This is a genomic window from Micromonospora sp. NPDC003197, assembly GCF_053590565.1.
This window is the reverse complement of sequence record NZ_JBSFTE010000025.1, coordinates 39,700-53,479: the sequence shown is the minus strand read 5'-3', so window position 1 is coordinate 53,479 and position 13,780 is coordinate 39,700. Positions and strand designations below refer to the sequence as shown.

Here is a 13,780-nt window from a genome sequence, read left to right as displayed (position 1 = left end):
GTACGCGCCCCGTGGCTGCTTGACCTGGCGGCCGATGATGACCTGGTGAAGCTGCGGCAGGCGTACAGCGATCGCGTTTACTTCTTCTTCCTCGGGCTGCTGATGCTCTTCGGAGCGGTCGCTGCCGCGTACATGGCAGCGACCCGGCATCTCGACTGGTTCAACCTGCTCCTCCTCGGAGGGCTCGTGCTGGCTGGTCTGGCGATGGCACGCCCACTGATGCGACGCGCGATGCTGCCGTTTCGGGTTGATGTCGACTCGCGGGGCTGGTCGATTCGGACGCCGAAGCTCAACCAGGACCTGCGGTGGGACGAGATAGCTGCGGTTGTTCTCGCCGATGCCCCTGAAGAAGTGCAGCAACGACCAGTGCCACTGAGGTCGAGACTGCTGCTGGTGCCAGCCGCCGGGGTGAGTCTGGGGGTGCCGCTCACGGAGGAGAGCCCGGTGGACGGGCGGGCAGCGGTGGAGTTGTTCAGGCTCAGCGATGTGGACTACAGCGAGACTCGCCTGGTACGACAGTTGGCGGTGCTGGCCGGTGAGCGCTTCCACAACTCCTGTTCGTACCTGACCTGGCCAGGGGACGGGATTTCGCTGCGCCGATTCCCCGACGAGCCCGACCACGCCCGGCTGATGTTTTGGCTGGACTGGCGAGGGTTACTGCTGTTTGTCGGCTGGTATCTGTTCGTGCTCGTTCCTTCGTTGCTGCTCGTCGGCATAGCAGCGCAGCGCAATGAATTGCTGGGTGTGGGTGTCTTGATCGCGGGGGCGAGCCTGGTCGTCGCCGTCGCCCGTAGGGCCTGGCACTTTTTCGGCGACTGCCGGGTGCTGGCCGAGCAGGAAATAGCCGTGATCGATGGATCAGATCTAGTGACCGGCTTTGGCCTCGTGCAGCGCCGGACCAGCCTGCACGCCGGATCGGTCAACGTGCTGAGACCGGGCACGCTGAAGGGCCACGGCAAAGCGTGGCTACTTGCCGAACCAGGGGACGACGGGAGCGAGGTCCCGGAGCTGCTGCTCAGCGATCCGCGTACTGGCCAGCTCCGCACCGAGGAAGATCTTCGCGCGTTGGCAGCGGTGCTGGGTGCCTCCTCCCACGAGAGCGACCGCGCCGCAGGCCGGCAACTGGAAGAACTGGCGGCGCGGGCGCCGGTGGTGGAGACGTCGCCCAGCGCCGACGAGTGGAACGACCCACCCGCCGTCACTTATGTGTACGACCTGTGGAGTGCGGTGCAAGGGCTGGGTCGGGCGGTGGTGTTGTTGGGCCTGCCAGTTGCTGTCGCCACTGTGGGCGGCTGGGCGGAGGACGAGGGCGCTGCCTTTGTGGGGATCGTTTTGATCATTGCTGCTGTATGCCTGGGCGCTGTGTGGCTTATGTACGCTCTATATCGCATTCTCGAATTTCTCGGTGCACTACTTGGAGTGGCGAGCCGGGCCACGAGGCTGTCGTCTTGACCGGACGGTAGATCATGTTTCGATGAAGTTGCGCCGGTCGTACTCTGATCGAGTTTCGTTCCTGATGTTCGGGATGCTGATGCTTTCCGGGGCGGTTGCTGCTGCATACAAGGCGGCGACCGAGAGCCGTGGCTGGTCTGGCTGGCTCTTCTACGGGGTGCTTGGGCTGCTTTGCCTGGCGATCGCCTACCCGCGGGTGCGACGCGCGATACTGCCCTTCCGAGTCGATGTCGACTCGCAGGGCTGGTCGATTCGGACGCCGAAGCTCAACCGCCATCTGCGGTGGGACGAGATAACCGCAGTTGTTCTTGTCGAGTCCCCCTCAGTGCCGCGTCAGCGCGTGGCGTTGGGGCCGAGGCTGCTGCTGGTGCCAGCCGCCGGGGTGAGCCTGGGGGTTCCGCTCACCGAGGAGAGCCCGGTGGACGGGCAGGCAGCCGTGGAGCTGTTCCGGCTCAACGAGGTGGACTGGGACGGGCCCCGGCTCGTACGACAGTTGACGGTGCTGGCCGGCGAGCGCTTCCATAACCTCGGCTCGCACTTGACCTGGCCGACGGGAGCGATTCCGCTGCGCCGATTCCCGGACGAGCCCGACCGCACCCGGCTGAAGCGCTGGCTGGACCGGCAAGAGTATCTGTTGTTCGTCGGGTGGTACCTGCTCGTTCTCGTACCGTCGTTGCTGCTTGTCGGCGTAGCCGCGCAGCGTCATGAATTGTTTGGCGTCGGCGTCTTGATAGCGGGTGCGGGAGCGGTCATCACCATCACCTGGAAGATTTGGCGTATCTTTGGCGACCGTCGAGGGCTAGCCGAGCGGGAAGCAGCGCTCGATGGGCCACATCTGGTGGTTGGTAATGGTTCCCCGCATTACCAGATTGGTTTGCAATACGGGACGGTCAACGTTCTGTCACCGGGGTCGCGTAGGGGCTACGGCAAAGCGTGGCTACTTACCCACCCCGGGCCCAAGGGGCGGGCAATCGCGGATCTGCTGCTCAGCGATCCGCGTACCGGACGGCTCCGGGACAGGGAAACTCTTCGTACGTTGGCGACTGTACTGGGTGCCTCCTCCCACGAGAGCGACCGCGCCGCAGGCCAGCAAGTGGAGGAACTGGCGGCACAGGCGGCACAGACACCGCTACCGGCACCGGCAACTGAGGCGTTGCCCAGTAGCACCATCGGATCAGATGAGCTGCCTGCCTCCGCTGCCGTACCTGACCTGTGGCAAGCGGTGGAAGGCATGGGCCGGGCGGTGGCCTTTCTGGCTGTGGTGGCGGCCGTCGAGATCGCGGGCGGCAGGTTCGGCGAGAGTGCGGCCCTCGTGGGGACTGTCTCGCGCCTCTTCGCAGTGTGCCTGTTCGGCGTGTGGATCGCGTACGCGTTTTACCGCACGGTTGGATTTCTCAGCGCGCTACTTGCGATTGCGGTACGGGCACGCCGCTGATCCAGTCGAGCCGCACCCGCAACTGTCCGAAATGTGCGGCTGGTGGGGCGGGCTGGTGCAAGATGCGGCATGCGCCGGGGCGAGGTATGCGAAATTGCGTTCAAAGATCTAAAGTTCTCGAGATGACCGACCCCAGTCTCAGTCCTGATCCAGCGCCGGCTCCTCATTCAGCGTCGGCACCTGATCCTGCACCGGTACCGGGCCCGGCTCCGGTGCCTGATCCGGGGCCGCGTACCTCCACTGCGGCCGTCGTGAGCCTGATCGCCGGCATTTTCAGCGCGGTAGGCGGCTGCCTGCTCTGTGGGCTTCCGCCGATCGTGGCCATCGTTACCGGGCATGTCGGCATCGCCCACACCCGTCGCGATCAGACCAGCGGATACGGGATGGCGCTCGCCGGAATGATCCTGGGGTACGTGTTGATACTCCCCACCCTCTTGATGCTCTTCACCGGCATGTTCACGATGGTCGACTCTGGGCCGCTGTACTTCATAGAGGACTTCTTCGACGACTTCTTCGACTTTTTCTGATCGTCGGATCTCGGCTCTCGCGGGTAGCCGAGATGGTCGTCAGCTATTCGCAGCGGTCTTCGGCACCCCGACCGAAGGGTTCGCAACAGTCGGGGCGGTGCTCGTACACTCGCAGGTCTTTGCCTCGAGCACTGCCCCAGTCGTTGGTCCGCTGATAGAGGCAGGCCCGCCACACCGCGGTTTCGCCGGTAGCGGACACGACCTGACCGCTACCGGGACCGCCGCGCAGGAGGACCTCCACGCAGCCGACGGTACGCCCGCACGAGCAGTGGAGCACCTGTTGGGCGCGATCGGTGGCGGCTCAGCAGCAGAAGGTACGGCGGGTCGTACTGCTCAGCCGTCAACGATCACGAATGAGAGGGCTACTCCGGGTGCGATTCGTTGCGGGTGATGTTGCGGTGCCGGCTGCGTAGCTTGAACGGCATCAGGGCACTTTCAATCTTGGTTGCCGTCGTCATCTTGGATTCGCCCTCGCGGCGCTCTTCGAACCGGATCGGCACCTCAAGGATGGTGTGTCCGAGTTTGGTGGCGAGGTAGTGCATCTCGACCTGGAAGCTGTAGCCGTTGGACTGCACCCGGTCCAGGCCGATGTCCCGTAGCGCGTCGGCCGACCAGATCTTGAAGCCGGCGGTCAGGTCCCGGATGCGTACCCGCAGCAGGGTGTGCACGTAGAGGTTGGCCCAGCCGCTGAGCATGCGGCGGTAGAGCGGCCACGCCTCGTCGAGTTGTCCGCCGGGCACGTAGCGAGAGCCAATCACCACGCTGGCCTGGGTGGAGAGCAGCGCGCCGAGCATGCCGGGCAGCGCCGCTGGCGGGTGGGACAGGTCGGCGTCCATCTGCGCCACGTACTCCGCGCCGCCTTCCAGGGCGCGGGTGATGCCGTCGACGTACGCCCGGCCGAGCCCTTCCTTGCCGGCCCGGTGTACGACCTGGATGCGCTCGGGGTGCTCGGCGGCGAGCTTGTCCGCCACGTCTCCGGTGCCGTCCGGCGAGTTGTCGTCGGCGATCAGGATGCTCAGGCCCGGCAGGGGGAGAGCGAGGAGGCGATCGACCAGCACAGGCAGGTTGTCAGCCTCGTTGTAGGTGGGTACGACGACGGTTAGGCGTGCGTCCCGCCACGGAGAGGGCAACTGTACGGGTTCGATCATCGGGGCATCCTCGGTTTGCCAATAGCGGTCAACGGCAAGGGTAGTCAATGCAGTGCGGGGCCCTTTACTGTGGTCGGCCAAGATCATGATGATTCGGCCGATATCACCTGATAATTCGGGACAAAATGCCGAAGTCGTACGGGTGGCGGCCTGACGCCGGGCGGGTGCAGCCCAGGTTTACCCCTCCTGCTCCTGGGAATTTGCCCGCGTGCAAAACGACCGGGTTGATCCTCGCGAGGGTAGGCCGGGTGCGGTAGGCGCCCGCCTCGGTGCGATGCGACCCGGCTCCGGTTCCGCCCCGTTCGAGGGGGTGGCCCGGTTCGTGTCTTCAGCACTGTTCGAGGCCGTTCTCTTCGACCGCGACGGGACTCTGATCCACGACGTCCCGTACAACGGAGACCCGGACCGGGTGCGACCGGTCTCCGGTGCCCGCGAAGCCCTCGACCGGCTCCGCGCCGCCGGCCTGCGGATCGGAGTGGTGACCAACCAGTCCGGTGTGGCCCGGGGGCGGTTCACCATCGAGGACCTGGCCCGAGTCAACGCCCGCGTCGAAGAACTACTCGGCCCGTTCGACACCTGGCAGGTCTGTCCACACGCCGCACCGGCCCCCGGAGAAGTCGGCTGTCGCTGCCGCAAACCCGCCCCGGGCCTGGTGCGGGCGGCAGCACGCGAGTTGGGCACGACGCCCGGCAGGTGCGTGGTCGTCGGGGACATCGGTGCCGACATGACCGCCGCCGGGGCAGCCGGTGCCGCCGGCATCCTGGTGCCCACCCCGGTCACCCGCACCGAGGAGGTGGCCGCCGCGCCGGCCGTCGCCGGTGACCTGGCCAGTGCGGTCGACCTGATCCTGCGCCGGCACCGATTGACCAGCGCTGCCCGCAGCGCGGGCACCGGCCGGAAACGACCGCGATGCGTCCTGGTGGCCCGCCCGGACTCGGCCGGTGACGTCCTGGTCACCGGCCCTGCCATCCGTGCCGTCGCGGCCGGAGCCGACCGGGTGGTGATGCTCTGCGGCCCCCGCGGGCGGGCCGCCGCCGAACTACTGCCCGGGGTGGACGAACTCATCGAGTGGCCGCTGCCCTGGATCGACCCGCAACCGGAGCCGATCGACCGGGCCATGGTGGACCGGATGGTCGATCAGCTCACCCAGGTCGGTGCCGAGGAGGCGGTGCTCTTCACCTCCTTCCACCAGTCCGCGTTGCCGCTCGCGCTGGTGCTGCGCCTGGCCGGGGTGGGGCGCATCGCCGCGATCAGCGACGACTATCCCGGCTCGCTGCTGGACGTACGGCATCGGGTGCCGCTGGGCATCCCGGAGGTCGAGCGGGCCCTCTCCCTAGCCGCCGCCGCTGGTTTCCCGCTGCCCCCCGACGACGAACCGGTGCTACGGCTGCGCGCCGACTGCCTCACCGTCGACTGCGTAGCCTCCCCACCAGGTAGCGATGAGGTGGCCGAACCCGGGTACGTCGTTGTGCATCCCGGATCATCGGTCGAGGCACGGGCCTGCCCACCGGAACTCTGCGAACAGATCGTCGCCGCGCTCACCGCCGCCGGCCATCGGGTCGTGGTCACCGGCGGGCCGGGCGAGGGCGAACTCGCCACCCGGGTCGCAGGCCGGCACGGTGTCGACCTCGGCGGGCAGACCTCGCTCACCGGACTCGCCGCGATCATCGCCCGCGCCGGCTGCCTGGTGGTCGGCAACACCGGCCCGGCCCACCTGGCCGCCGCCGTCGGCACCCCGGTGGTCAGCCTCTTCGCCCCCACCGTCTCGTACGGACAGTGGGGCCCCTACCGGGTCCCGGCGGTACGCCTCGGCGACGCCGCCGCCGCCTGCCGGCACACCCGGGCCACCACCTGCCCGGTGCCCGGACACCCGTGCCTGTCCACCGTCGAGCCGGACAGTGTCGTGGAGGCGGTTCGGCTGCTCGGGGAGAGGTCGCCATGAACATTCTGCTCTGGCACGTGCACGGCTCCTGGACCACCGCCTTCGTGCACGGCAAACACCGCTACCTCGTACCGGTCACCCCGGACCGGGGGCCGTACGGGTTGGGGCGAGCCCGCACCTACACCTGGCCGGACACCGTCGAGGAGGTGTCCGCAGAGGAACTGGCCGACCAGGAGGTGGACCTGGTCGTGCTGCAACGACCCGAGGAGTACGAGCTGGCCTGCGTCTGGCTGGGCCGCCGGATCGGGCGGGACGTGCCGGCGATCTACGTGGAGCACAACACACCGAAGGGAGACGTCCCCAACACCCGGCATCCGATGGCCGACCGGGACGACCTGCTCATCGCCCACGTCACCCACTTCAACTCGCTGTGCTGGGACACCGGCGGCACCCGTACGACGGTTGTCGAGCACGGCATCGTCGCGCCCTCGGTGCAGTACACCGGCGAACTGGACCGGCTCGCGGTCGTGGTCAACGAACCGGTACGCCGCTGGCGGGTCACCGGCACCGACCTACTGCCCCAGTTCGCCGAGATCGCCCCACTGGATGTCTTCGGCATGGGCGTCACCGGACTGGGCGAACACCTGGGTCTCCCCCCGGACCGGATGACCACCTACGACGACCTGCCGCAGGCCCGGATGCAGGCCGAACTCGGCCGGCGGCGGGCGTACCTGCACCTGTGCCGCTGGACGTCCCTCGGGCTCAGCCTCATCGAGGCGATGACCATCGGCATGCCCGTGGTGGTACTCGCCGCCACCGAGGCGGTCGCGGCCGTACCGCCCCGGGCCGGGGTGCTCTCCACCCGGATGGACACCCTGCTGGACGCCGCCCGCCGGCTGATCGACGACCCGGCGGTCGCCCACCGGGTCGGGGCCGGCGCCCGCGAGGTCGCCCGTACCCGGTACGGCCTGGATCGGTTCCTGGCGGACTGGGACCGGCTGCTGGAGGAGGAGCTATGCGCCTAGCGATGATCTCGGAGCACGCCAGCCCGCTCGCCGTACTCGGCGGGGAGGACGCCGGTGGCCAGAACACGCACGTCGCCGAGCTGTCCACCGCGCTGGCCGCCGCCGGCCACGACGTACGGGTCTACACCCGACGCGACAGCGCCGACCTGCCCGGCACGGTGCGCATGCTCGACGGGGTCTCCGTGGTGCACGTACCGGCCGGGCCAGCGGAGCCGATCGCCAAGGACGAACTGCTGCCGTACATGGACGAGTTCGGCCGATGGCTGGCCGCACAGTGGCAGGGCGACAACTGGGTACCGGAGGTGGCACACGCCCACTTCTGGATGAGCGGGCTCGCCGCCCTGACCGCCAGCGAACTGACCGGGGTGCCGGTGGTGCAGACGTACCACGCCCTGGGCACGGTCAAGCGGCGGCACCAGGGCGCGATGGACACCAGCCCGGCGAATCGGGTCAGCTACGAACGCGACCTGGGTCGTGCCGTCGACCGGGTCGTCGCGCAGAGCCAGGACGAGGTACGCGAGCTGATCCGGATGGGGGTGCCCTGGTCCCGGATGACGGTGATCCCCTCCGGGGTCAACGAACAGAACTTCTCGCCCGTCGGGGCGGTGGCCTACCGGGGCGACCGGCCCCGGATCCTCTCCGTCGGCCGGCTGGTCGAACGCAAGGGATTCCAGGACCTGATCAGCGCGATGCGGCTGGTGCCGGAGGCCGAGTGCGTGATCGTCGGCGGTCCGCCTCCCGAGCAGCTCGCTGTCGATCCACAGGCCCGCCGACTGCGGGCACTGGCCGAGACGTACCGGGTGGCCGACCGGGTGTGCCTCGTCGGTGCGGTACCCCGCGAGGAGATGGCGCAGTGGTACCGCTCGGCCGATGTACTGGTCGCCGCCCCCTGGTACGAGCCGTTTGGCCTGACCCCACTGGAGGCGATGGCGTGCGGCGTACCGGTGGTCGGCACCGCCGTCGGCGGACTCATCGACACGATCGTCGACGGGCTTACCGGTGACCTGGTGCCGCCCCGGGATTCCCGGGCGCTCGGTCTGGCACTGCGGAACCTCCTCGACGACCAGGTACGCCGGCTCGGCTATGGCACCGCCGCCCTGGACCGGATTCGGGAGCACTACTCCTGGCGACGCGCCGCCGACCAGCTCACCGCCGTCTACACCGCGGTCAGTGGCGTACGCCGGCCGAGTCGGGTGGTGGCCTGATGACCGAAGCCATCGGCAGGGACGTGCTGGCCGGGGACACCGGCCGGGAGCCGGTCGCCCCAGTGCTGCCGCAGACCGTGGGGGACGCGTTGCGGCCAGGCGATGCGGTGCGACCGGGGGATACGTTGCGACCGGGCGATGCGCTGCGACCGGGCGATGCGCTGCGACCGGGCGATGCGCTGCGGGCCGGTGCCGCCGGCATCCTGGACAGTCACCTTGCCGGCCTGGCGGCGGCGTTGCTGCCGTACCGCGAGGCGGCGGACAAGCTGGGCCGGTGGGGCGACGTGCTGACCCGGCGGCTGGTCGCCGGGGGGCGGCTGCTGGTCGCCGGCAACGGTGGCAGCGCGGCCGAGGCCCAGCACCTGGTCACCGAACTCGTCGGGAAGCTGCGCGACGACCGTCAGCCGCTGTCGGCGATCGCCCTCTGCGCCGACACCTCGGCGGTCACCGCGATCAGCAACGACTACGGGTACGAGAACATGTTCGCTCGGCAGGTACGCGCCCACGGCCGCCCGGACGACATCCTGCTGCTGCTCTCCACCAGCGGCCGCAGCGCCAACCTGGTGCGCGCCGCGCACGCTGGCCGGGAGGCGGGACTGCGCTGCTGGGCGCTGACCGGTCCCGGGCCCAACCCGTTGGCCGAGGCCTGCGCCGAGGTGGTGGCCGTACCCTCGTCCGACCCGCAGGTGGTGCAGGAACTGCACCTGGTCTCCGCACACGTGCTGTGCGAGTACGTCGACGCCGCCCTACCGGGTGTCCTCGCCGATCAAGCCGAAGCGGATCGGGCCGAGGCGGCTCGTGTCGAGTCGGGCCGTGTCGAGTCAGCTCGTGTCGAGCCGGGCCGTGTTGAGCCGGGCCGTGTCGAGTCAGCGGAGGTCGAACCGGCCCGGGGAGCTGTCTGGTGACCGCCCGGCTGGTCGTCCTCGGTGACACGCTGCTCGACCGGGACGTCGAGGGCATGGTCAATCGGCTCTGCCCGGACTCGCCGGTACCGGTCCTGGACGAGAGCAACCACGTCGACCGCCCCGGCGGTGCCGGCCTGGCCGCGCTCTTCGCCGTCGACCAGGGATTCGAGGTGGTCCTGGTCACCGCGCTCGCCGACGATGCCGGTGGGGCCCGGCTCAGCGCCCTGCTCACCGCCGCCGGGGTGCAGGTCTACGCGTTGCCCCTGCCCGGCTCCACCCCGGAGAAGATCCGGCTGCGGACCCAGGGCCGAATGCTGCTGCGCTACGACCGGGGCGGCCCGGCCGGATCGCCCGGCGAACCCACCGACGCGGTACTGGAGGTGCTGGCCGAGGCGGCGGCGATCCTGGTCAGCGACTACGGCCGGGGCGTGGCACGGCAGCCGAGCCTGCGGTCCGCGCTGGCCGCGACCCGGGCCCCGGTGGTGTGGGACCCGCACCCGCGCGGCCCGGGGGCGGTGCCGGGCGTGTGGCTCGCCACGCCGAACGAGACCGAGGCCCGGGAACTGTCCGGCACCGCCACCAGCGGACCCCGACTGGACGTCGCCGCTCGCGGCGCACAGGGACTACGGCAGCGCTGGCGGGCCCGCGCGGTCGCGGTGACCCTGGGCGGCGAGGGCGCACTGCTCTGCCATGCCGGCGAGACACCGCTGGTGGTGCCCGCCCCCGCCAGCGCCGACGGTGACACCTGCGGGGCCGGTGACCGGTTCGCCGCCGCCGCGACCGTTGCGCTGGCCCGGGGCGCGCTGGTCTCCGAGGCGGTGCAGCACGGGGTGGCCGAGGCGTCCCGCTACGTGGCCGGCGGGGGAGTGGCGGCGGCCGTACCGGCCCCGGTGGCGGTGACCCCGCCGGCCCCGGAGGTGGCGGTGGCGGTACCGGTCAGCGGGCGCGGGGAGCGGATCGGGGTGGCGGCAGCCGGTGCGATGGTCGCCCGGGTACGGGCAGCCGGCGGAACGGTGGTGGCGACCGGCGGTTGCTTCGACCTGCTGCACGCCGGGCACGTGGCCACCCTGGAGGCCGCCCGCCGACTGGGCGACTGCCTGATCGTCTGCCTCAACTCCGACGCCAGCGTGGCGAACCTCAAGGGACCGGACCGGCCGCTGGTCCGGCAGGCCGACCGAAGTCGGCTGCTGGCCGCGCTCGGCTGTGTCGACGCGGTCGTGGTCTTCGACGAGTCCACCCCGCACGCCGCCCTCTCCTGGCTGCGACCCGACATCTGGGTCAAGGGCGGCGACTACGACACCGGTGGTGGGGACGAACCCCGGCTGCCGGAGGCGGAACTCCTGCATCGTTGGGGCGGACAGACCGTGGTGGTGCCCTACCTGGACGGCCGGTCCACCACCAGCATGATCGACGCGGCCCGGTCGGCCGGCCGCCAGCCGGTGGGGGAGAGCCGATGACGAACGACGGACTGGGCACCGGCCCGGCCGGGGCGGAACCGGGCACCGGCCCGGCCGTCCTGGTCACCGGCGGATCGAGTGGACTGGGCGCGGCCGTGGTCGCCGGAGTCGTCAAGGCCGGCGGACGGCCGTACGTGCTGGATCGGCAGGCCCCCGAGGACGGAGCGTCCTGGGTGGAGTGCGACCTGGCCGACACCCGGGCCGCCGAGGCGGCCACCCGGGAACTCGCCGAGCGGGCCGGTGGGCTGGACGCCGTGGTCACCGCCGCCGGCATGGACGTACCGGGGCGGCTGGTGGACGTACCGGCCGAAACCTGGGAACGGGTGGTGACCGTGGACCTGCTGGCCACCGCCGCAGTCATCCGAGCGGCCCTGCCCTACCTGGAACGCTCACACGGCCGGATCGTCACCGTCGCCTCGACGCTGGGCGTGAAGGCCGTCGGCGACGCGACCGCGTACTGCGCCGCGAAGTTCGGGGTGGTCGGCTTCACCCGGGCACTCGCCGCCGAACTCGCCGGCTCCGTCGGGGTCACGCTGCTGGTGCCGGGAGGCATGCGTACGGCGTTCTTCGACGAACGTGAGGAGAAGTACCGCCCCGGTGCCGATGCTTCACTCAACGACCCGGCCCACGTCGCCTCGGCGGTGCTGTTCGCGCTCGGCCAGCCGGCCGGCTGCGCCGTACGGGAGATGGTCGTCTGCGCCGAGACGGAGACCTCGTACCCGTGATCCTGGTGCTGCGGGCGCTCGGCGTCGGTGACCTCGCCACGGCGGTGCCGGCGCTGCGCGGGCTGCGCGCCGCGTTCCCTGACCGGACCTTGGCGTTGGCCGCCCCGGACTGGCTGGCCCCGCTGGTCGAGCTGATCGGCGGTATCGACCAGGTCGTTCCGACCGATGGCCTGACCAGCCGCGAGTGGGGGCTCGAGCCGCCGCACTGGGCGGTGAACCTGCATGGGCAGGGGCCGCAGTCGCACGAGCTGCTGCTGACCGCGCGTCCGCAGCGAATGGTCGCCTTCGCCTGCGCCCCGGCCGAACACCACGACGGTCCGGCGTGGGACACCGACGAGCACGAGGTACATCGCTGGTGCCGCCTGCTGGCCTGGTACGACATCGCCGCCGACCCGACCGACCTGGGGTTGCGTAGACCCCGCCCGGATCGGGTACCGGTGGGGGTGACGGTCGTGCATCCAGGGGCCAAGGTGATGGGTAAACGGTGGGCACCGGGCCGGTTCGCGACGGTGGCCCGGGAGCTGACCCGACTGGGGCATCGGGTGGTGGTGACCGGGTCGGCGGCCGAACGGGACCTGGCCGAGCGGGTCGCCCGCCAGGCCGGCCTGCCCGGGGCCAGTGTGCTCGCCGGGCGGGGCGACCTGGGAGAGCTGGCCGCCCTGGTGGCGCACGGCCGGCTCGTGGTCAGCGCCGACACCGGGGTGGCACACCTGGCCACCGCGTACGGGACGCCCTCGGTGGTGCTCTTCGGCCCGGTCTCGCCCCGCCAGTGGGGGCCGCCGCCGGACCGCCCGTGGCACCGCACACTGTGGAGCGAAGAACTGACCGGGTCAGTCGATCTCGGCTCGGTCGCGGATCGGCGTGCGGATCGGCGTGCAGATCAGCGTGCAGATCGGCGTGCAGATCAGCGTGCGGACTGGCAGCGGATACGGCCGGCGTTGGCCGCGATCAACATCGACCAGGTGCTGGCGGCGGTGGACGAAGCCGATCGGGCGGGGCAGGCACGCGGTGCGGTTACGGCGAAGTGACCTCGGCAAACCCGGCTACGGGCGGCGACGGCGAGGCCGTGGCACGACCTACTTCGACCAGGCCGGGCAGCCGATCCGTGACCGAGCCGAGATCGACCGACTGAACGCGCTGGCCATCCCGCCGGCCTGGCGAGACGTCTGGATTTCGCCGCAACCGGGTGGGCACATCCAGGCCACCGGCACCGACGCCGCCGGACGCAAACAGTACCTCTACCACCCGCTGTGGCGACGCAAACAGGACGAGGCCAAGTTCGACCACGTGCTGGAGGTCGCCACCCGACTGCCGAAGCTACGCGACCGGGTGGAGAACGATCTGGCCGGTCGAGGGCTGAGTCAGCAGCGGGTGCTGGCCACGGTGACGAAGCTGCTGGACATGGGGACCTTCCGGGTCGGCAGTGACCAGTACGCGGCCGGCGACGACGCCACCTTTGGCGTGGCCACGCTACGCCCCGAGCACGCCCGGTCCCGCCGAGGGCGGATGGTGTTCGAGTTTCCGGCCAAGGGCGGCATCGAACAGGTCTGCGAAGTGGTCGACCCGGACCTGTGCGCTGTCCTGCGTGACCTGCGCTCCCGTCGTCGTACGGCGGAACGGCTCTTCGGCTACTGGGACGGGCGAGCCTGGCACGACGTACGCAGTGACGACGTCAACGACTACCTGCGGGCGGCCAGCGGGGGCGAGATGACGGCCAAGGATTTCCGTACCTGGCATGCCACCGTGCTGGCCAGCACGCAGCTCGCCGTAGCCGGACCGCAGCCGTCGGCGACCCGGCGTAAACGGGTCGTGGCCGGGGTGATGCGGGAGGTGGCCGAGCTGCTGGGCAACACCCCGACCGTGGCCCGGACCTCCTATGTCGACCCTCGGGTGGTCGACCTCTACCACGATGGCGTGCTGGCCCGGGTCGACGCGGACGCACCCCGGGAGGTGGCGGAGAACGCCGTTCTTGACCTGATCGCGCCGGAGAAGGAGTGACCTTTCCGGCGAGGTGTCGGC

13 protein-coding genes are annotated in these 13,780 nt (G+C 70.3%); 11 read left to right on the top strand and 2 right to left on the bottom strand.

The window, feature by feature from the left end; translation table 11 throughout:
- The first annotated feature begins 45 nt into the window (after window positions 1–45).
- The 3 genes from ACWDV4_RS23880 to ACWDV4_RS23870 all read left to right on the top strand — a co-directional run bounded on the left by ACWDV4_RS23880 (window position 46) and on the right by ACWDV4_RS23870 (window position 3,414).
- Entirely contained in the window at window positions 46–1,452 is a 1,407-nt protein-coding gene (locus ACWDV4_RS23880) for a hypothetical protein (protein ID WP_449982544.1), read from the top strand.
- Window positions 1,340–2,887, top strand: coding sequence for a hypothetical protein (locus tag ACWDV4_RS23875; RefSeq protein ID WP_449982542.1), 1,548 nt, complete (start codon window positions 1,340–1,342; stop codon window positions 2,885–2,887). The genes ACWDV4_RS23880 and ACWDV4_RS23875 overlap by 113 nt, the downstream gene beginning before the upstream one ends.
- A 251-nt stretch (window positions 2,888–3,138) precedes the next feature.
- Complete coding sequence (locus ACWDV4_RS23870) at window positions 3,139–3,414, top strand: DUF4190 domain-containing protein (protein WP_449982540.1); 276 nt, start codon at window positions 3,139–3,141, stop codon at window positions 3,412–3,414.
- Window positions 3,415–3,457: 43 nt separating this feature from the next.
- Here ACWDV4_RS23870 and ACWDV4_RS23865 read toward each other — a convergent pair whose 3' ends face one another.
- Together ACWDV4_RS23865 and ACWDV4_RS23860 are read right to left on the bottom strand one after the other, a co-directional pair.
- A complete protein-coding gene (locus ACWDV4_RS23865; protein WP_449982537.1) occupies window positions 3,458–3,655 on the bottom strand; it encodes a hypothetical protein in 198 nt (65 codons plus the stop codon).
- A 121-nt stretch (window positions 3,656–3,776) separates the two neighbouring features.
- On the bottom strand, window positions 3,777–4,562 hold the full coding sequence (locus ACWDV4_RS23860) for a polyprenol monophosphomannose synthase (protein ID WP_449982535.1): 786 nt from the start codon (window positions 4,560–4,562) through the stop codon (window positions 3,777–3,779).
- Window positions 4,563–4,836: 274 nt separating this feature from the next.
- Here ACWDV4_RS23860 and ACWDV4_RS23855 point away from each other — a divergent pair, with 274 nt between their 5' ends.
- The 8 genes from ACWDV4_RS23855 to ACWDV4_RS23820 are packed head-to-tail and all read left to right on the top strand — an operon-like array spanning window position 4,837 to window position 13,759.
- Window positions 4,837–6,504: an HAD-IIIA family hydrolase gene (locus tag ACWDV4_RS23855; protein ID WP_449982533.1), complete on the top strand. Its 1,668-nt coding sequence runs from the start codon at window positions 4,837–4,839 to the stop codon at window positions 6,502–6,504.
- On the top strand, window positions 6,501–7,469 hold the full coding sequence (locus ACWDV4_RS23850) for a glycosyltransferase (RefSeq protein WP_449982530.1): 969 nt from the start codon (window positions 6,501–6,503) through the stop codon (window positions 7,467–7,469). Before ACWDV4_RS23855 ends, ACWDV4_RS23850 begins: the two co-directional genes overlap by 4 nt.
- Window positions 7,460–8,674, top strand: a complete 1,215-nt coding sequence (locus tag ACWDV4_RS23845) for a glycosyltransferase (protein WP_449982528.1) — start codon at window positions 7,460–7,462, stop codon at window positions 8,672–8,674. The genes ACWDV4_RS23850 and ACWDV4_RS23845 overlap by 10 nt, the downstream gene beginning before the upstream one ends.
- Complete coding sequence (locus ACWDV4_RS23840) at window positions 8,674–9,579, top strand: D-sedoheptulose-7-phosphate isomerase (protein ID WP_449982525.1); 906 nt, start codon at window positions 8,674–8,676, stop codon at window positions 9,577–9,579. The genes ACWDV4_RS23845 and ACWDV4_RS23840 overlap by 1 nt, the downstream gene beginning before the upstream one ends.
- Window positions 9,576–11,036 carry a PfkB family carbohydrate kinase gene (locus ACWDV4_RS23835; protein WP_449982522.1) on the top strand — a complete coding sequence of 487 codons (1,461 nt, stop codon included), beginning with the start codon at window positions 9,576–9,578 and terminating at the stop codon, window positions 11,034–11,036. Before ACWDV4_RS23840 ends, ACWDV4_RS23835 begins: the two co-directional genes overlap by 4 nt.
- Window positions 11,033–11,761: an SDR family oxidoreductase gene (locus tag ACWDV4_RS23830; RefSeq protein ID WP_449982519.1), complete on the top strand. Its 729-nt coding sequence runs from the start codon at window positions 11,033–11,035 to the stop codon at window positions 11,759–11,761. The genes ACWDV4_RS23835 and ACWDV4_RS23830 overlap by 4 nt, the downstream gene beginning before the upstream one ends.
- Window positions 11,758–12,789 (top strand): glycosyltransferase family 9 protein, encoded by a 1,032-nt coding sequence (locus ACWDV4_RS23825; RefSeq protein WP_449982516.1) that lies wholly within the window; start codon window positions 11,758–11,760, stop codon window positions 12,787–12,789. Before ACWDV4_RS23830 ends, ACWDV4_RS23825 begins: the two co-directional genes overlap by 4 nt.
- Window positions 12,770–13,759 carry a DNA topoisomerase IB gene (locus tag ACWDV4_RS23820; protein WP_449982513.1) on the top strand — a complete coding sequence of 330 codons (990 nt, stop codon included), beginning with the start codon at window positions 12,770–12,772 and terminating at the stop codon, window positions 13,757–13,759. Before ACWDV4_RS23825 ends, ACWDV4_RS23820 begins: the two co-directional genes overlap by 20 nt.
- Window positions 13,760–13,780: the final 21 nt, after the last annotated feature.

Bases quoted from the DNA above. Each gene is read 5' to 3' on its own strand.
- ACWDV4_RS23860 (WP_449982535.1), bottom strand. From the start codon at position 4,562: ATGATCGAACCCGTACAGTTGCCCTCTCCGTGGCGGGACGCACGCCTA.
- ACWDV4_RS23855 (WP_449982533.1), top strand. From the start codon at position 4,837: ATGCGACCCGGCTCCGGTTCCGCCCCGTTCGAGGGGGTGGCCCGGTTC.
- ACWDV4_RS23850 (WP_449982530.1), top strand. From the start codon at position 6,501: ATGAACATTCTGCTCTGGCACGTGCACGGCTCCTGGACCACCGCCTTC.
- ACWDV4_RS23845 (WP_449982528.1), top strand. From the start codon at position 7,460: ATGCGCCTAGCGATGATCTCGGAGCACGCCAGCCCGCTCGCCGTACTC.
- ACWDV4_RS23840 (WP_449982525.1), top strand. From the start codon at position 8,674: ATGACCGAAGCCATCGGCAGGGACGTGCTGGCCGGGGACACCGGCCGG.
- ACWDV4_RS23830 (WP_449982519.1), top strand. From the start codon at position 11,033: ATGACGAACGACGGACTGGGCACCGGCCCGGCCGGGGCGGAACCGGGC.